This window comes from Aeromicrobium sp. Root472D3 (assembly GCF_001426485.1).
Classification (GTDB): Bacteria; Actinomycetota; Actinomycetes; order Propionibacteriales; family Nocardioidaceae; genus Aeromicrobium.
In genome coordinates this window covers 2,802,656-2,819,596 of the sequence record NZ_LMET01000001.1, presented here as the reverse complement: position 1 = coordinate 2,819,596, position 16,941 = coordinate 2,802,656, and the positions used below count along the sequence as shown (strand labels likewise).

19 protein-coding genes and 1 riboswitch are annotated in these 16,941 nt (G+C 71.9%); of the genes, 13 read left to right on the top strand and 6 right to left on the bottom strand.

What is annotated here, in order from left to right:
• Positions 1-40 precede the first annotated feature (40 nt).
• Positions 41-610 (bottom strand): heme-copper oxidase subunit III, encoded by a 570-nt coding sequence (locus tag ASD10_RS13860; protein WP_223148470.1) that lies wholly within the window; start codon positions 608-610, stop codon positions 41-43.
• Between the two features lie 93 nt (positions 611-703).
• On the opposite strand from ASD10_RS13860, the gene ASD10_RS13855 reads away from it, so the two are divergent.
• Together ASD10_RS13855 and trpD are read left to right on the top strand one after the other, a co-directional pair.
• Positions 704-1,108 carry a response regulator transcription factor gene (locus tag ASD10_RS13855; RefSeq protein ID WP_056610571.1) on the top strand — a complete coding sequence of 135 codons (405 nt, stop codon included), beginning with the start codon at positions 704-706 and terminating at the stop codon, positions 1,106-1,108.
• 7 nt (positions 1,109-1,115) lie between these two features.
• Positions 1,116-2,156 (top strand): anthranilate phosphoribosyltransferase, encoded by a 1,041-nt coding sequence (trpD, locus tag ASD10_RS13850; protein WP_056609383.1) that lies wholly within the window; start codon positions 1,116-1,118, stop codon positions 2,154-2,156.
• A gap of 116 nt (positions 2,157-2,272) precedes the next feature.
• On the opposite strand, the gene ASD10_RS13845 is transcribed toward trpD, so the two are convergent.
• Both ASD10_RS13845 and ASD10_RS13840 read right to left on the bottom strand, forming a co-directional pair.
• Positions 2,273-2,548 (bottom strand): Lrp/AsnC family transcriptional regulator, encoded by a 276-nt coding sequence (locus ASD10_RS13845; RefSeq protein WP_056609381.1) that lies wholly within the window; start codon positions 2,546-2,548, stop codon positions 2,273-2,275.
• Between the two features lie 26 nt (positions 2,549-2,574).
• Entirely contained in the window at positions 2,575-4,278 is a 1,704-nt protein-coding gene (locus ASD10_RS13840) for a DEDD exonuclease domain-containing protein (RefSeq protein ID WP_200938275.1), read from the bottom strand.
• A gap of 154 nt (positions 4,279-4,432) precedes the next feature.
• Between ASD10_RS13840 and ASD10_RS13835 the strand changes: the two genes are divergently transcribed.
• The 3 genes from ASD10_RS13835 (at position 4,433) to ASD10_RS13825 (ending at position 7,230) form a co-directional block, all read left to right on the top strand.
• Positions 4,433-4,681: a hypothetical protein gene (locus ASD10_RS13835; RefSeq protein WP_056609377.1), complete on the top strand. Its 249-nt coding sequence runs from the start codon at positions 4,433-4,435 to the stop codon at positions 4,679-4,681.
• Positions 4,682-4,789: 108 nt separating this feature from the next.
• Positions 4,790-4,961, top strand: a riboswitch (cyclic di-AMP (ydaO/yuaA leader).
• A 12-nt stretch (positions 4,962-4,973) separates the two neighbouring features.
• Positions 4,974-5,987 carry a C40 family peptidase gene (locus tag ASD10_RS13830; RefSeq protein WP_056609375.1) on the top strand — a complete coding sequence of 338 codons (1,014 nt, stop codon included), beginning with the start codon at positions 4,974-4,976 and terminating at the stop codon, positions 5,985-5,987.
• Positions 5,988-6,012: 25 nt separating this feature from the next.
• The gene (locus ASD10_RS13825; RefSeq protein ID WP_056609373.1) at positions 6,013-7,230 is read left to right on the top strand and encodes a hypothetical protein; all 1,218 of its coding nucleotides are present in this window, start codon (positions 6,013-6,015) and stop codon (positions 7,228-7,230) included.
• Here the strand turns inward: ASD10_RS13825 and ASD10_RS13820 are convergent.
• Positions 7,197-8,936 (bottom strand): long-chain fatty acid--CoA ligase, encoded by a 1,740-nt coding sequence (locus tag ASD10_RS13820; protein WP_056609371.1) that lies wholly within the window; start codon positions 8,934-8,936, stop codon positions 7,197-7,199. The genes ASD10_RS13825 and ASD10_RS13820 overlap by 34 nt on opposite strands.
• A 111-nt stretch (positions 8,937-9,047) precedes the next feature.
• Here ASD10_RS13820 and ASD10_RS13815 point away from each other — a divergent pair, with 111 nt between their 5' ends.
• The 4 genes from ASD10_RS13815 to ASD10_RS13800 are packed head-to-tail and all read left to right on the top strand — an operon-like array spanning position 9,048 to position 11,828.
• Positions 9,048-9,485, top strand: a complete 438-nt coding sequence (locus ASD10_RS13815) for an SRPBCC family protein (RefSeq protein WP_056609369.1) — start codon at positions 9,048-9,050, stop codon at positions 9,483-9,485.
• The gene (locus tag ASD10_RS13810; RefSeq protein WP_056609367.1) at positions 9,482-9,829 is read left to right on the top strand and encodes a hypothetical protein; all 348 of its coding nucleotides are present in this window, start codon (positions 9,482-9,484) and stop codon (positions 9,827-9,829) included. Before ASD10_RS13815 ends, ASD10_RS13810 begins: the two co-directional genes overlap by 4 nt.
• Complete coding sequence (locus ASD10_RS13805) at positions 9,826-10,791, top strand: ROK family glucokinase (RefSeq protein ID WP_056609365.1); 966 nt, start codon at positions 9,826-9,828, stop codon at positions 10,789-10,791. The genes ASD10_RS13810 and ASD10_RS13805 overlap by 4 nt, the downstream gene beginning before the upstream one ends.
• Positions 10,791-11,828, top strand: a complete 1,038-nt coding sequence (locus tag ASD10_RS13800; protein WP_056609363.1) for an ROK family glucokinase — start codon at positions 10,791-10,793, stop codon at positions 11,826-11,828. Before ASD10_RS13805 ends, ASD10_RS13800 begins: the two co-directional genes overlap by 1 nt.
• Here the strand turns inward: ASD10_RS13800 and ASD10_RS13795 are convergent.
• Both ASD10_RS13795 and ASD10_RS13790 read right to left on the bottom strand, forming a co-directional pair.
• A complete protein-coding gene (locus tag ASD10_RS13795) occupies positions 11,734-12,120 on the bottom strand; it encodes a hypothetical protein (RefSeq protein WP_056609361.1) in 387 nt (128 codons plus the stop codon). The genes ASD10_RS13800 and ASD10_RS13795 overlap by 95 nt on opposite strands.
• Positions 12,117-12,893 carry a carboxylesterase gene (locus tag ASD10_RS13790; RefSeq protein WP_056609360.1) on the bottom strand — a complete coding sequence of 259 codons (777 nt, stop codon included), beginning with the start codon at positions 12,891-12,893 and terminating at the stop codon, positions 12,117-12,119. The genes ASD10_RS13795 and ASD10_RS13790 overlap by 4 nt, the downstream gene beginning before the upstream one ends.
• A 105-nt stretch (positions 12,894-12,998) precedes the next feature.
• On the opposite strand from ASD10_RS13790, the gene ASD10_RS13785 reads away from it, so the two are divergent.
• From ASD10_RS13785 to ASD10_RS13770, 4 genes are all read left to right on the top strand, one after another.
• The gene (locus tag ASD10_RS13785) at positions 12,999-13,751 is read left to right on the top strand and encodes a 1-acyl-sn-glycerol-3-phosphate acyltransferase (protein WP_056609359.1); all 753 of its coding nucleotides are present in this window, start codon (positions 12,999-13,001) and stop codon (positions 13,749-13,751) included.
• Positions 13,752-13,916: 165 nt separating this feature from the next.
• Positions 13,917-14,945 (top strand): 6-phosphofructokinase, encoded by a 1,029-nt coding sequence (locus ASD10_RS13780; RefSeq protein WP_056609357.1) that lies wholly within the window; start codon positions 13,917-13,919, stop codon positions 14,943-14,945.
• 18 nt (positions 14,946-14,963) lie between these two features.
• Positions 14,964-15,440: a DUF427 domain-containing protein gene (locus ASD10_RS13775; RefSeq protein WP_056609355.1), complete on the top strand. Its 477-nt coding sequence runs from the start codon at positions 14,964-14,966 to the stop codon at positions 15,438-15,440.
• A gap of 128 nt (positions 15,441-15,568) precedes the next feature.
• Positions 15,569-16,903 carry a class II 3-deoxy-7-phosphoheptulonate synthase gene (locus ASD10_RS13770; RefSeq protein ID WP_056609353.1) on the top strand — a complete coding sequence of 445 codons (1,335 nt, stop codon included), beginning with the start codon at positions 15,569-15,571 and terminating at the stop codon, positions 16,901-16,903.
• Positions 16,904-16,941: the final 38 nt, after the last annotated feature.

The window sequence follows — 16,941 nt, the reverse complement described above, 5'->3', positions numbered from 1 at the left end:
TGTGACTCAGGCAAGCCTTAGCGGCAGGCCCGTGTGGTGACTACTTGATGAGGTAGATCGTGGCGAACAGCCCGACCCACACGATGTCGACGAAGTGCCAGTAGTACGACACGACGATCGCGGAGATGGCCTGCTCGTGCGTGAACTTGCGCGCGGCGAACGTGCGGCCGATCACGAGCAGGAAGGCCAGCAGGCCACCGATGACGTGGATGCCGTGGAAGCCCGTGGCGAGGTAGAAGAGGCTGCCGTAGGGCGAGCTCGGGATCGTGATGCCCTCGCGGACGAGCTCGGCGTACTCCGTCGCCTGGCCGCCGATGAAGATCGCGCCCATCAGGTACGTGAGGACGAACCACTCACGCATGCCCCAGAGGCTGATCTGGAAGAGCTTGCCCGAACGACCGGCCTTGCCGCGCTCGGCGGCGAACACGCCGAACTGGCACGTGACCGACGACAGCACGAGGATCGTGGTGTTCGCGGTCGCGAAGGGGACGTTCAGCACCTCCGTCTCCTGGGCCCACAGCTCGGGGGAGATGTTGCGGATCGTGAAGTACGCCGCGAACAGCCCGGCGAAGAACATGAGCTCGCTGGAGAGCCAAACGATGGTCCCCACCGTCACCATGGAGGGACGGCCTTCCTGGCCGTGCAGGCGGGAAGCGGGAATCACGGAGGTAGTCGTCACTCGTTCATTATGTACGATCAACTCGTGAGCGCAGACAAGCCCCTACGTGTCCTGGTCTACAGCGACGATCGAGACGTCCGATCCGCTGTGCTGTCGGCGCTCGGAGCCCGCCCTCACCCCGATCTGCCGCCCTTCGAGTACGTCGAGTGCGCGACCGAGCCGGTCGTCCTGCAGCACCTCGACGGCGGCGGGATCGACCTGGTCGTCCTCGACGGCGAGGCCGTCCCGGTCGGCGGGCTCGGCATCGCCCGTCAGATCAAGGACGAGATCTTCCAGGCGCCCCCCGTGCTGGTGCTGACCGGACGTCCCCAGGACGCGTGGCTCGCGACGTGGTCGCGCGCCGAGGCCGCGGTGTCGCACCCCATCGAGCCCATCCGGCTCGCCGAGGCCGTCATCGCGCTCGCGCGCGGCGTCCTGCAGCCCGGCTGAGGTCGAGGTGCAGCCACAGACGTGGCCCGACGTCCTGACGACGCTCGTGGCCGGTCACGACCTCGACGCGTCCACGACCGTCTGGGCCATGGACCAGATCCTCGCCGGCGAGGCGACCGACTCGCAGATCGCGGGCTTCGCGGTCGCCCTGCGCTCCAAGGGCGAGACCGCCGAGGAGCTGCGCGGCCTGGCCGACGCGATGCTGGCCCGCGCGACCCGTCTCGACATCCCGGGGCGTTTCGTCGACATCGTCGGCACGGGCGGCGACCGGTCGCGGACCGTCAACATCTCGTCGATGTCGGCGGTCGTGGCGGCCGGTGCCGGTGTCGGCGTCGTCAAGCACGGCAACCGGGCGGCGTCGAGCTCGAGCGGCACGGCCGACGTCTTCGAGGTGCTCGGCATCCGTCTCGACGTGCCGGCGGCCCGCATCCCCGACGTCTTCGCCCGCAGCGGCATCACGTTCTGCTTCGCGCCGGTGTTCCACCCGTCGTTCCGCCACACGGCGGTCCCGCGACGTGAGCTGGGCATCGCGACGCCGTTCAACTTCCTCGGCCCGCTGACCAACCCGGCCCAGCCGGCCGCCTCGGCGATCGGCTGCGCCGACCTGCGCATGTCGCCGCTGATGGCCGAGGTGCTGGCGGCGCGAGGCCACGACGCCTTCGTGTTCCGCGGCGACGACGGTCTCGACGAGATCACGATCACGACGACGACGCGGGTGTGGGAGGTCGCGGGCGGCGCGGTCGTCGAGAGCGTCCTCGACCCCACCGACCTGGGCTTCGAGCTGGCTCCGCCGGCGAGCCTGGTCGGTGCCGACCCGGCGTTCAACGCCGACGTGTTCCGCCGGGTCGTCGGGGGTGAGGTGTCGCCGGTGCGCGACGCCGTCCTGCTCAACGCGGGTGCCGCGATCGCCGCGCACGAGGCGGGCAGCGGCACGCTGCACGAGCGGCTCGCGGCGGGCGTCGACCGCGCGCGCACGTCGATCGACTCCGGGGCGGCCGCCGACACCCTCGCGCGATGGGCCGCCGCGACCCAGGACCTCGCCACCTGATCCCCGACGAGTCACTCCCGCCCGGTGATGAGTCACTCATGGATCGCCTGGAGTGACTCGCGGGTGGGCCTGGGTGACTCGTCAGCGGGACTGGGTGACTCGTCGGCGGGCTGGGGTCAGAGGCCGATGCTGAAGGCGTCCTCGAGGTCGTGCTGGCTGTGGGCGCGGTAGGCGATCTGCGTCTGCGTCGACACGATGCCGTCGACCTTGTTGAGCTGGTCGGCGACGACCGAGGCGACGTCGTCGATCTGGCGGACCCGCACCATGGCGACGAGGTCGAGCTCGCCGGTGACGGAGTAGACCTCACTGACGCCGTCGATCGCGGCGATGCTCTCGGCGATGTCGGACAGCCGCGAGACCTCGGCCTGGATGAAGACGATGGCGGTGATCATGCAGCGAGCCTACCGACGTCGCGGGCCTAGCCCGGTCGTTGCAGGTCGTGCCAGGCCGCGGTGGCCTGCTCGAACGGGGTGAGGTGGCGCGCGGCGCTCTCGAGCGGGACGTGCCAGGCGCCGCGCACCATGCGCAGGCCCGGCGTGTCGAGCCAGCGCAGGAGCGTCTCGGTCTCCTCGGCCGTGGCCGACGGGATCGGCCCGAAGCCGCCGACGACGGTCTCGGCGGTCGCGAGCAGCGCGTCGACCCACCCGGTCGGGTGCACGCCACGCGGCAGCACGCCTGCCGCGGCGAGCCGGCCGAAGCGGATGACGTGGATCTCGTAGCCGAGCGGGTGCGGTGCCGCCGCGACGAGCTCGTCGACGGCCGTGAGCTCGCGCAGCCGCTGCGTGCGCACGGCGGCCCGCAGGAAGGCCGTGAGCCGGTCGCGCCACACCGCGGCGTCCTCGAACCGCTCGGTGCGTGCCAGCTCGAGCATGTGCCGGCGGATCGAGGCGACCAGGGGGGCGGGATCGCCCGTCATGGCCTGCCGCACCCGTTGCACCTCGGCGGCGTACTCGTCGGGATCGGCCGATCCGTCGCACGGCGAGAGGCAGTGGCCCATCTCGGCCAGGGCGCAGGGGGACGTGCGCGACGCCCTGGCCAGGCGGGGCGTGCACTGGCGGATGCGGAACGAGTCGTGCAGGGCCGTCAGCGCGGCCTCCGCGGAGGGACGCCCGCGGAACGGGCCGATGTAGTCGGCGTCGTCGTCGAGGATCGCCCGGACGATCGACAGCCGGGGCCACGGCTCGCGGGTCAGCTTGAGCCACGTGAGGCGGTCGGGGAAGCGCGAGCGGCGGTTGTAGGGCGGCCGGTGGCGGCCGATGAGCCGCAGCTCGCGGACGTTCGCCTCGAGGGCGGTGGCGCACACGATGCCCTCGATGCGCTGCGCCAGCATGACCATCTCGCCCATGCGGGTGCGGGTCTCGGCCTTGGTGAAGTACGAGCGCGTGCGGGTGCGCAGGTTGCGTGACGTGCCGACGTAGAGGATGTCGTCGTTGGCGTCGCGGAACAGGTAGACGCCCGGTGCCTCGGGCAGGTGCTCGGCGAGGTGACGCTTGCGCCGCTGCTCGGGCTTGACCTTGGACGTGTAGGTCGACACCTCCTCGAGGGTCGTCACGCCCAGCGGCCCGAGCCGCTCGAACAGGGCGTGCAGGACGTCGACCGTCGCGCGGGCGTCGGACAGGGCGCGGTGGTTGGGCGTCGTGGTGGCCGAGAACGCCGCCGCGAGCGTCGAGAGCTTGCAGTTGGGCACCTCCTCGCGGCTCAGCACGCGGCGCGCCAGCACCGCGGTGTCGAGCGTCTCGAACCCGGGCCACGGGATCGCCAGCTCGCGGCTGAAGTGCTTGAGGAAGCCGACGTCGAAGGGCGCGTTGTGCGCGACCAGCACGGTGCCGCGCGCGAACTCGAGGAAGCTCGGCAGCACCTCGGCGATGCGCGGCGCGTGCACGACCATCTGGTTGGTGATGCCCGTCAGGACCGTGATGTAGGCCGGGATCGTCTCGTCGGGGTTGACGAGGGTCTGGAACTCGCCGAGCACCTCGCCGCCGCGGATCTTGACGGCACCGATCTCGGTGATCCTCGAGCCCTTCGCGGCCGACCCGCCCGTCGTCTCGAGGTCGACGACACAGAACGTGACGTCGGCCAGATGGCGTCCCAGCTCGTCGAACGATCCCTGCACGGCTTCCACGCGGCACACGTTAGGCGCGGCCACCGACAGAGTGGGGGAGGCGCCGGCCGCCGGCTCCCGCCGCCCGGGACGGCGGACGTTTTTGTCCGGGGCGGCTCCTAGCGTCGTGGACGTCCCCGATCACCGGGGTCTTCCCCGCACCAGGAGGTCACGCATGACCAGCCACACCTCGCACGAGTCACACCGCTCCGACTCGGTGGTCGTCGACTGCGACCGCTGCCTCGTCCGCAGCCCCGGCGCGTGCGGCGACTGCGTCGTCACGTTCCTGCTCGGCGCACCGCCGGCCGGCATCGAGATCGACGCCGACGAGATGGCCGCCCTCGGGGTGCTGTCCGACGCCGGCCTGACGCCGCCCCTGCGCCTCGTCACGCCCGTCGCGGGCCCCGAGACGCAGGCCGGCTGAGCGCACCTGAACATCTCCTGACAACCGGCCGGGCGAGTTGTCCCGGCCCCTGGCTCGGCCTACAGTGAGACCCTGCGCGTCCGGTGAACGCCGCCCTCCAGGTCGGTGTCGGACGCGCCGTCGAGTCGTCGCAGCCATGGGGAAGATGTCTGGGACGAACCGGGGAACCACGCACGTGGGGTGAATCGCCGTGCACGCACCTGAGCGGTGCGCACACGGCGTAGGGCAATCCGAGGCCCGAACCCGTCAGCTCACCCGGTAGACGTCGAGGATGCGGGAGACCCACGCACACATGGCACACGCCCTGAACCAGCCCAGCACGACGCAGACCACCCCCCACCGCCGCCGCACGGTGCGGCGCCGGGTGCTCGCGATGACCGCGAGCCTCGCCCTGGCCGGCGCGGTGCTGGCGCTCCCGTCGGCGCAGGCCGCGCCCAAGGTCACCGTCAAGGACGTCGAGGCCGCCTTCAGCCAGGTCGAGGCCGCCAACGAGCAGGTCAACCAGCTCGGCGAGCAGATCGAGCAGACGCAGTCCGAGATCGACGACATCTCCGCCGACATCTCCCGCGGCATGGCCACCTACACGGCCCAGAAGGACGAGCTCAGCGGCGCGATCGTCCAGCAGCAGCTCGACGCCCCGCTCGGACCCACCGCCAACCTGCTCAGCAGCGACGACCCCGACCAGTTCCTGGCCGGTCTGGGTGCCGTCCGTGCCCTCAACAACACCCGTGCCGACGCGCTCGAGCAGTTCGGCCGCACCAGCAAGCAGCTCACGAACCGCCGGGCGCAGCTCAAGGACCGCCGGGCCGACCTGACCGCCGCGTCGAAGGACGCCGAGGCCCAGCGGGCCGACGTCCGCGCCAAGTACGAGGCTGCCAAGGCCGAGCTCGCCCGCCTGACGGCCGCCGAGCAGGCGTCGTTCAACCAGAGCAACACCGACGTGGAGGTGTCGACGGCGGACGCGAAGGGCCGGGCCAAGAAGGCGCTCGACTTCGCGCTCGCCCAGATCGGCGACCCGTACGTCTACGGCGGCACGGGCCCCAACAGCTGGGACTGCTCGGGCCTGGTCATGAAGTCGTGGGCCGCCGCCGGCGTCTCGATCCCGCGCGTCGTCGGCCCGCAGATCGCCGCCGGCACCTCGGTGTCGATGAGCGAGCTGCAGCCCGGCGACATCGTGGCCTACGGCGACATGTCGCACGACGGCCTCTACCTGGGCAACGGCCGGGTCGTCCACGCCCCGCGCCCCGGCAAGAGCGTCGAGATCACCGGCCTGAGCGGCTTCACGCGCGCGGCGCGGGTTGGCTGAGCCACGCCTGCGACCGTCGCCCAACGTGGCGGCGGTCCTCGTGCTGGCCGTCGTGGCCGCCGTGCTCCTGGCGTGGCAGCAGCCGTGGCGTGCCGACGCCCCGGCGGACGACCCCGTCGCGATCCCGCGCGACGCCTCGTCGCGGCTGACGTCGCAGCTGCGCGACCTCTCGGGTGCCGCCTCGGAGCAGGACTTCGTCACGGCCGCGGGAGACCTGCCGGCCGGCCGGGAGTTCGCCCGGCGCACGTGGCGGTCGATGCAGGCCGTCGCCGCTCCGGGCACGACGTTCCGCTACGTCGGCGGGGGTGAGGTCGCCGACCGCGCGGACGGCTCGGCCACCGCGACCGTCGAGGTCGCGTGGAAGGCGTCGCAGGCATCGGGCCTCGACCCCGCCGTGACGCACCGGTCGACCGTCGAGCTGCGTGTCGCCCCGCAGCGCGACGGATCGCTGTCGATCGTCGGCAGGGGGCGGGCGACCTCGAGCGTGCCGGTCTGGCTGCTGGGCGCGGTCACGCTCGACACGGGTGGGGGGCGCACCGTGCTGCGGATCGACGGCGGTGACGACTCCCTGCCGGTCGACGACATGGTGACCCGCGCCCGCGACGTCGTCGAGCGCACGGTGCCGGGCGTCACGGGGGACCTGACGATCATCTCGCCCCGCACGCAGGCGCAGATGGCCGCGGTCGTCGGCCAGGGCGAGGACGCCGTGGCGCAGATCGCGGCGGTCACGACCGGCATCGACGGCGACACCTCGGCCGCCGACGCCGTCGTCGTCCTCAACCCGGCGGTGTTCGCGACGATGGACCGGCGCGCCGCGCAGATCGTCCTGACGCACGAGGCGACGCACGTGCTGACGTCCGCGGTCGGCACGACGGCCGTCAACTGGGTCGTCGAGGGATTCGCCGACTACGTCGCGCTGCAGGACGACCCCGCCCCGCTGTCGGTCAGCGCGGGCCAGGTGCTGACCCGCGTGCGCGCCGGCATCGTCCCGGAGGCGCTGCCGTCCGACACCGACTTCGGCTCGACGCAGCACGGTCTCGGTGCCGTGTACGAGTCGGCCTGGATGATCTTCAGGATGCTCGGCGAGCAGCACTCGCAGGAGGACGTCGTCGGATTCTACCGCGACGTGCTGGGTGGCGAGCCCGTCGAGCGTGCCCTGCGATCGTCGTTCGGCCTGACGGTCGACGAGCTGACCGCCGACTGGCGGGCCTACCTGACGAAGAGCGCCTCGACGGTGTCGTGAAGGTCGCGGAGCACGGCGTTGCGCTTGACCTTGAACGACGGGGTCAGGTAGCCGTTCTCCTCGGTCCAGTCCTCGCGCAGGATCTCGAACTTGCGGATCGACTCGGCCTGCGACACCTGCGAGTTGGCGTCGTCGACGGCCTTCTGGACGGCGGCCAGCAGCTCGGGGTCGTCGAGGCGTCCCGTCCAGGCCTCCTCGTCGATCGTCACGAGGGCCGCGATGAACGGCTTGCCGTCGCCGACCACGAGGCACTGGCTGACGAGCGGGTGCGCCCGCACCCGGTCCTCGAGGACGGCGGGGGCGACGTTCTTGCCGCCCGCCGTCACGATGATCTCCTTCTTCCGTCCGGTGATGCGCACGAAACCGTCGGCGTCGACCTCGCCGAGGTCGCCCGTCGCGAACCAGCCGTCGGCGTCGAGGGCCTCGGCGCTGGCCTCGTCGTTGTGCCAGTAGCCGTGGAAGACCTGCGGGCCGCGGAAGCTGAGCTCGCCGTCGTCGCCGGCGCGCACCTCGGTGCCCGGCAGGGGCCGCCCGACGGTGCCGATGCGCTGGTCGTCCGGGGTGTTGACGCACAGGGCGGCGGTGGTCTCGGTGAGGCCGTAGCCCTCGAGGACCGTCACGCCGATGCCGCGGTAGAAGTGCGCGAGCCGGTCGCCCAGCGGTGCGCCTCCGGAGATGGCCCACGCCGCCTCGCCGCCCAGGGCGTCGCGCAGCTTGCCGTAGACCAGACGGTCGAACAGCGCGTGGCGCGCCCGGAGCGCGAGGCCCGGCCGGCCGTCGTCGAGGGCACGGCTGTAGCCGATCGCCGTCTGCACGGCGCGGTCGAAGATCTTGCCCTTGCCGTCGGCGTAGGCCTTGCCGCTCGCGGAGTTGAACACCTTCTCGAAGACCCGCGGCACCGCGAGGACGAAGGTCGGGTGGAACGTGCCGAGGTGCGTGACGAGGTCCTTGACGTCGGCGGTGTGGCCGAGCCGGGCTCCCGATCGGATCGCCCCCACCTGGATGACCCGCGCGAACACGTGCGCGAGCGGCAGGAACAGCAGCGTCGACGCGCCCTCGGCCGTGAACAGGTCGTTCAGCTGCTCCGTGGCGGCCTCGAGCTCGTACCGGAAGTTGCCGTGCGTGAGCCGGCAGCCCTTCGGCCGTCCCGTCGTGCCGGACGTGTAGATGAGCGTCGCCAGCGTGTCGCTGGTCAGCGCGGCGCGTCGCTGCTCGAGGTCGTCGTCGGACACGTCGGCACCCGCGGCGCGCAGGTCGTCGAGCCCGCCGGTCTCGATCGTCCAGACGTGCCCGAGCGACGGGGCGTCGGCGCGGGCCTCCTCGACCTTCGACCGGTGTCCGTCGTTCTCGACGATCGCCGCGACGGCGCCGGAGTCGGACAGGATCCAGGCGATCTGGGCCGCCGACGACGTCTCGTAGATCGGCACGGTCGCGGCGCCGGTCCACCAGATGGCGTAGTCGGCGACGGTCCACTCGTACCGCGTCTTCGACAGCAGGACGACGCGGTCGCCCGCGGCGACACCCGCCCCGACCAGGCCCTTGGCCACGGCGACGACGTCGCGGTGGAACTCGGCCAGCGTCACGTCGGTCCAGGACTCGCCGTCCTCGCCGGCCCGGGCGAGGGCGATGTCGTCCGCGTGCGCGGGCAGACGGTCGAGGATGTCGTCGCTGAGGTTGCCCAGGGAGGGCGTCGGGTGCTCGGTCACGTACGGAACGCTACTCGCCCGCGGCGCGCGGCGGAGGGGAGCCCACGGGCTGCGAGGGCCGTCGAGCCACTAGCATGGTGGCTCACACTGGCAGCGGCACGAGGAGGGGTGATGGCGCGGACCACGAGCGACATCGTCATCGATGCACCGGCCGACGAGATCATGGACGTCATCGCCGACTTCGGCGCCTACCCCTCGTGGGCCACGGGCATGAAGACGGCCGACGTCGTGTCGACGAGTGCCGACGGGCGCGCCGAGCAGGTGCACTTCGTCCTCGACGCCACCCCGATCCGCGACGAGTACGACCTGGGCTACGTCTGGGACGGCGACCGCACCGTGTCGTGGAGCCTCGTCGAGCCCGGCTCGATGCTCAAGTCGATGGACGGCGCCTACACGCTCGAGCCGGTCGGCGACGCCTCGACGCGCGTCACGTACCAGCTCGCGGTCGACGTCTCGATCCCGCTGCTGGGCATGCTCAAGCGCAAGGCCGAGAAGGTCATCATCGACACCGCTCTCAAGGGGTTGAAGAAACAGGTCGAGGCCCGGTGAACGAGCCGGACGCGGCCGCACCCGACGTCGACACCCCCTCGACGCCCCACGACCCCGAGCCCGTCGGCTCGGTCGCGCAGGAGGCGTTCAAGCTGTTCCGCGCCGTCACGACGCCCTCCGCCGCGCAGGAGGTGGGTGCCGACGACGGCGCCGACGGGACGCGGACCGGCCACCCCGCAGGCCACGAGTGCACGACGACGTGGTGCCCCGTGTGCCAGGTCGTCGGGTTCGTGCGCGACAACCCCGACGCCATCGCGTCGGTGACGCGATCGGCGACCGACCTGGCGCGCTCCCTGCGCGACCTCGTCGACGCCGCTCTCGCCCCGGAGGAGAAGAAGCAGTGAACCTGTCCATCGGCGTCGACATCGGCGGCACCAAGATCGCGGCGGGCCTCGTGTCCGAGGCCGGCGACATCCTCGACTCGGTCGCCGAGCCCACGCCCGACGACGCGACGAAGATCCCGGCCGTCGTGGCCGACCTGGTCGACCGGCTCACCGGCGACGAGAAGGCGTCCGGCATCGGCATCGGTGCCGCGGGCTTCGTCGGCGAGGACCGTTCGACGGTGCGCTTCGCGCCCAACATCGACTGGCGCGAGGAGCCCCTCGGTGCCGAGGTGGCCGCGCTGGTCGACCTGCCCGTCGTCGTCGAGAACGACGCCAACGCCGCGGCGTGGGGCGAGTTCCGGTTCGGTGCCGGCGAGGACACCGACGACCTCCTGCTGATCACGGTCGGCACCGGCATCGGCGGCGGCATCGTGCACCGCGGTCGGCTGTTCCGCGGCGGGTTCGGCGTCGCCGCCGAGATCGGCCACATGCGCATCGTCCCCGACGGCATCCTGTGCGGCTGCGGCCAGCGCGGCTGCTACGAGCAGTACGGCAGCGGCAGCGCCCTGGTGCGCGACGCCCGCGAACGCGTCACGAACCGCGACGCCGGGTCCGAGGCGCTCACGGCCCTGGCCGACGGTGATCTCGCGCGCATCACGGGTCCGGCCGTCACGAGGCTCGCGCAGGACGGCGACCCGATGTCGGTCGACCTCCTGGCGGACCTCGGACGCTGGATCGGCGAGGGGGCGGCCGTGCTGGCCACTGTGCTCGACCCCAGCGTCATCGCGATCGGCGGAGGCGTCGGCGCGGCGGGCGACCTGCTCATGACCCACCTCGTCGAGGCGTTCGAGACGCACCTGCCGGCCCGCGCCCACCGGCCGCAGGCAGCCCTGCGCCTGGCCGCGCTCGGCAACGAGGCGGGCATCATCGGCGCTGCGGACCTGGCACGCACCGAACCGACGACCTCGACGAGGGGGGCCTGATGGCCGACAAGCTGGCCGTGGGCATCGACATCGGCGGCACCAAGATCGCCGCCGGCGTCGTCGACGAGGACGGCCACGTCCTGGCCCGCCTCAAGCGCGAGACCCCGACGACCGACCCCCTCGAGGTGATCGACGCGATCGCGTCGATCACCGAGGAGTTCCGTCGCGAGCACCACATCCGCGCGATCGGCGTCGGCGCGGCGGGCTTCGTCGACGCGACGCAGTCGACCGTGCTGTTCGCGCCGCACCTGGCGTGGCGCCACGAGCCGCTGCGTGACTCGGTGGCCCGCCGGACGGGTCTGCCGGTCCTGGTCGACAACGACGCCAATGCCGCGGGATGGGCCGAGTGGCGCTTCGGCGCGGCGCAGAACGAGGCCGACCTGGTGCTGATCACCCTCGGCACCGGCATCGGAGGCGCGATCGTGATCGACGGCCAGCCGTATCGCGGACAGTTCGGCATCGCCGGCGAGTTCGGCCACATGCAGGTCGTGCCGAACGGCAACCAGTGCGAGTGCGGCAACCAGGGCTGCTGGGAGCAGTACGCCAGCGGACGCGTCCTGACCCGCCGGGCCCGGGCCGCGGCGACCGACGGCACCGAGCTCGGCAAGCTCATGCTCGCCGACGCCGGCGGAACCGTCGAGCGCATCGAGGGGCACCTCGTCACGGCGCACGCCAAGGCCGGCAACGAGGAGGCCGTCGAGTGGATCGCCGACGTCGGCGACTGGCTCGGCGTCGGCATCGCCAACCTGGCAGCCGCGCTCGACCCCGGCATGTTCGTCATCGGCGGCGGCGTGAGCGACGCCAAGGACCTGCTGATCGGTCCGGCCCGCGCGGCGTTCTCCCGCACGCTGACGGGCCGCGGCTACCGCGCCGAGGCCCGGATCGTCCGCGCGCACCTCGGGCCCGAGGCGGGCCTGATCGGTGCCGCCGACATGGCTCGCATCACAGCACGGCGCCGTCGTCCGGCCAGTCCCGGCGCGAGGGCCCGTGTTCGGGCAGCTGCAAGAACAGGTAGATCGCCGAAGCCACGAAGGTGAGCGCGGCGCCCGCGACGATCGGACGGTCGAGGAAGACGTGGGCGACGGTCGCGAGCACCAGCAGCATCGGCGCGCCGATGACGCCGGCCCACGCGAGCACGATGCCCCGTCGACGGGGCACGATCGGCCGGGCGTCGACGTGCCGGTAGAACTGCTCGTCCTCGGCCGGCTCGACGGGCGCCGCCTGCGGGGGAGACGGCGGGCTCGGGGGGTCGGCGACCGGCTCGTCGGCGAACGACAGGTCGAGGTCGAGCCCCTCGACGATGCGGTCGAACTCGTCGCGCTCGGTCATGCGTCCTCCGGTTCGGGCGATGAGGGCAGGTGCTCGGCGACGAAGGCGTCGGTGCGGGCGAAGATCAGCTCGGCGTCGTGGTCGAGCGTCGCGACGTGGAAGCTGTCGTGCAGCGTGACCAGCTCGGCGACGTCCGACGAGACGCCCTCGAGGATGATCGACTGAGAGGTCTCGTCGACGACGTGGTCGTCGGCGGAGCGGAACATCAGCAGCGGCTGCGTCACCGACGGCAGCGCGGCACGCACCTGCTTCCACATCGTCACCTGCGACGCGAGCGCCTTCAGGGGCGTGCGGTCGTAGCCGATCTCGTCCTGGCCCGGCTTCTTGATGTCGTTGCCGATGCCCGGCATCGAGGGGACGACCCACTGCAGCAGCGGGACGAGCTTGATGTCGAGACGCTTGACGTTGACGGCGGGATTGACCAGCACCACGGCGTCGACGTCGTCGGGACGCTGCTCGGCGAGTCGCAGGGCGAGGCACCCGCCCATCGAGAGGCCCGCCACGACGACGGTGTCGCAGTGCGACCGCAGCTCGGTCAGCGCCGTGTCGAGCTCGCCGTACCAGTCGTCCCACCGGGTGCGGTTCATGTCCTGCCACGTCGTGCCGTGGCCCGGCAGGCGGGGCACGCGGACGGAGTGCCCCTGTGCCGCGAGGTGTCGGGCCCACGGCGTCATCGAGGCGGGGGAGCCCGTGAATCCGTGGCTCAGCAGGTAGCCGACGCGGCCGCCCTCGGCGGCGAAGGGCTCGGTGCCGGCCCGGGGTGCTGACGTCATGCGTCCATCATCCCCCATGGGAGGGCGTCGGACCCCGTGGTCGGCCACGTCGTCTCCCGCGCTTCGTCCTGCGCGGGGCGAGCCGGACGGAGTAGTGTCCTGTCCGTGTTCTATTGGTTCCTCAAGTTCCTCGCGCTGGGTCCGTTGCTCAAGCTGATCTTCAGGCCGTGGGCGCAGGGCACCGAGAACGTCCCGCGCGAGGGCGCGGTCATCCTGGCGAGCAACCACCTGTCGTACAGCGACTGGCTGTTCATGCCGCTCGTGATCCCGCGGCGCGTCACGTTCGTCGCGAAGGCCGAGTACTTCGAGGGGTCGGGCGTCAAGGGCTGGCTGCAGAAGACCTTCTTCTCCGGCGCCGGTCAGGTGCCGATCGACCGCAGCAGCGGGTCGGCGGCGGCCGGTGCGATCAAGACCCAGCTGCGGCTGCTCGCCGACGGGGAGGTGTGCGGCATCTACCCCGAGGGCACCCGGTCGCACGACGGCAAGCTCTACCGTGGGCGCACGGGGGTCGCGCGCCTGGCGCTCGAGGCCGGTGTGCCGGTCATCCCGCTCGCGGTCATCGGCACCGACGTCGTCGCGCCCCCCGGCAAGATCTTCGGCTCGTTCGCGCGCCCCGGCGTCCGGTTCGGCGCCCCGCTCGACTTCAGCCGGTACGAGGGCATGGAGGACGACCGCTACATCCTGCGGGCCATCACCGACGAGATCATGTACGAGATCATGCGGCTGTCGGGCCAGGAGTACGTCGACCTGTACGCGCAGGAGGCCAAGAAGCGTGACCAGGCGCGTGAGAAGGAGGCCGCCGCGGCGGCCGCGGCCGCGGAGTCCGACGAGGTCTGGGAAGAGATCAAGCCGGTCTGACGAGAGCGAGCGCAGCGAGCGACCGAACCGGATGGGGCCAGGCACCTCGCCTCGCTGACGGTCGGTGCGAGCAGCCTCCTCGGGGGCGAAGGACGCACGGGCTGCGAACGGCCTCCCGACCGGATGGACGCTAGTGTCGTAGGTCACACGTCCTGAGGAGCTCGAATGCGCGTCGGCATGCTCACCGGGGGAGGCGACTGCCCCGGTCTCAACGCGGTCATCCGGGCGGCGGTCCGCAAGGGCGTCCAGCAGTACGGCCACGAGTTCGTCGGGTTCCGCGACGGCTGGCGGGGGCCGCTCGAGGACGACGTCATGACGCTCGGCGTCGACGAGGTGCGCGGCATCCTGCCGCGCGGCGGCACGATCCTCGGCTCGTCGCGCACCAATCCGTTCGCGGTCGAGGGTGGCGTCCAGCGCATCCGCGACACGCTCGAGCGTCACGGCTGCGACGCGCTCATCGCGATCGGCGGCGAGGACACGCTCGGCGTCGCGAGCCGGCTCGCCGACCTCGGCGTCCAGGTCGTCGGCGTGCCCAAGACGATCGACAACGACCTGTCCGGCACCGACTTCACCTTCGGCTTCGACACCGCGGTCAACATCGCGACCGAGGCGATCGACCGGCTGCACACGACGGCAGAGTCGCACCACCGGGTGCTGGTCGTCGAGGTCATGGGACGCCACGCGGGCTGGATCGCCCTGCACAGCGGACTGGCCGGCGGGGCCAACATCATCCTGATCCCCGAGCGTCCGTTCGACATCGACCGCGTCTGCGCGCAGGTCGAGAGCCGGTTCGCGACGCACTACGCGCCGATCATCGTGGTGTCCGAGGGCGCCGCGCCGGCCGAGGGTGGCGACATGTCCCTCGTCAGTGGCGAGAAGGACGCCTTCGGGCACGTCCGGCTGGGCGGCATCGGCGACCGGCTCGCGTCCGAGATCGAGCACCGCACCGGCAAGGAGGCGCGCGCCGTCGTGCTGGGTCACGTGCAGCGCGGCGGGTCGCCCTCGGCCTTCGACCGGTGGCTCGCGACACGCTTCGGGCTGCATGCCGTCACGGCGGTCCACGAGGGCGACTTCGGCACGATGATGGCGCTGCGGGGCACCGAGATCGCCCGGGTGCCGCTGTCGGAGGGCACCGAGACGCTGAAGACCGTCCGCGACGACCTGTACGAGGAGGCCGAGGTGTTCTTCGGCTAGGCGGCGTAGCCTCGTGGCATGAGCTCCCGTCCCGTCGAGAACGTGTGGGACTACCCGCGCCCGCCGTCGATCGAACCCAGCGACGAGCACCTCGTCGTGGTCCTGGGAGGGCTGACGATCGCCGACACGTCGGCCTCGTACCGGATCTGCGAGACCAGCCACCCGCCGACGTACTACCTGCCGATCGACTCGTTCGCCGACGGCGTGCTCCGCCGCATCGACGGCTCGACGTGGTGCGAGTGGAAGGGCGCGGCCTCGTACTTCGACGTCGTCACGCCCGCGCGCACGATCCGTGCCGGCGCGTGGACGTACGAGTCGCCCACCGACGGCTACGGCGACCTGCTCGGCCACGTCGCGATCTACCCGGGCAAGGTCGACTCGTGCTCGATCGACGGTGAGACGGTGCAGGCGCAGGAGGGTGACTTCTACGGCGGCTGGATCACGTCGCGCGTGACGGGCCCGTTCAAGGGCGCCCCGGGCACGCTCGGCTGGTAGGCGCGCCGGCCCGCGCAGTTTCCCAGGGCCACCTGGGAATCCGCGGCGGGGACGACCGGGGTGCGGGGGGCTCGCCCACCGCCGGACGGCGGGGTCGGGGCGCGGCCCGGCACGGGTAGAATCCTGGCGTGAGCATCCCCAGCCTTGACGACCTCCACGCGATCGGCGCTGCCCAGCAGCCCACGTACGTCGACCAGACCGCCCGCGACGCCGCGGTGCAGACGCTGCGCAAGATGCCGCCCCTGGTGTTTGCCGGCGAGTGCGACGCGCTGCGCGACCGGCTGGCCGAGGTCGCCCGGGGCGAGGCGTTCCTGCTGCAGGGCGGTGACTGCGCCGAGACGTTCGAGGGCGTCACGGCCGAGAACGTCCGCAACAAGCTGCGGGTCCTGCTGTCGATGGCGGTCGTGCTGACGTACGCCGCCAGCGTCCCGGTCGTGAAGGTCGGACGACTGGCCGGCCAGTACGCCAAGCCCCGCTCCAGCGACACCGAGACCCGCGACGGCGTGACGCTGCCCGCCTACCGCGGAGACGCCGTCAACGGCTTCGACTTCACCCCCGAGTCACGTGCCCACGACCCCCAGCGACTCGTCGACGTCTACAACGCGTCCGCCGCGACCCTCAACCTGGCCCGTGCCTTCACGACCGGCGGCTACGCCGACCTGCGCCAGATGCACGCGTGGAACACCGACTTCGTCAAGAGCAGCCCCGTCGGCGAGCGCTACGAGCGCATCGGCGCGGAGATCGACCGCGCCCTCGCGTTCATGGACGCGATCGGGGTCGACCCCGACGAGTTCCACACCGTCGACTTCTTCTCGTCGCACGAGGCGCTGATCCTCGAGTACGAGCACGCCCTGACGCGCATCGACTCGCGCACCGAGCAGCCGTACGACGTCTCGAGCCACTTCGTGTGGATCGGCGAGCGCACCCGCCAGCTCGACGGCGCGCACGTCGAGCTGCTGAGCCGGATCGCCAACCCCATCGGCGTCAAGCTCGGCCCCACCACGACCGCCGACGACGCGATCGCGCTGTACGAGAAGCTCAACCCCGAGCGCGTGCCGGGCAAGGTCAGCTTCATCACCCGCTTCGGCGCCCAGAAGATCCGCGACGGCCTGCCGAACCTGGTCGAGAAGGTCACCGCCGCCGGCATCGAGGTCGCGTGGATCTGCGACCCGATGCACGGCAACACCTTCGAGACGTCCAACGGCTACAAGACCCGCGAGTTCGACGACGTCATCGACGAGGTGCGTGGCTTCTTCGAGGTGCACCGCTCGCTCGGCACGTGGCCCGGCGGAGTCCACGTCGAGCTCACGGGCGACGACGTCACCGAGTGCGTCGGTGGCGGGTCGCGGCTCTCCGCCGAGGACCTGACGCACCGCTACGAGACGCTGTGCGACCCCCGCCTCAACCGGGCGCAGTCGCTCGAGCTGGCGTTCCTCGTCGCCGAGATGCTCGCGGGACGCTGACGCACGGGCGCCCGGGCCCCGGCTCGGGGCGCGCCGCA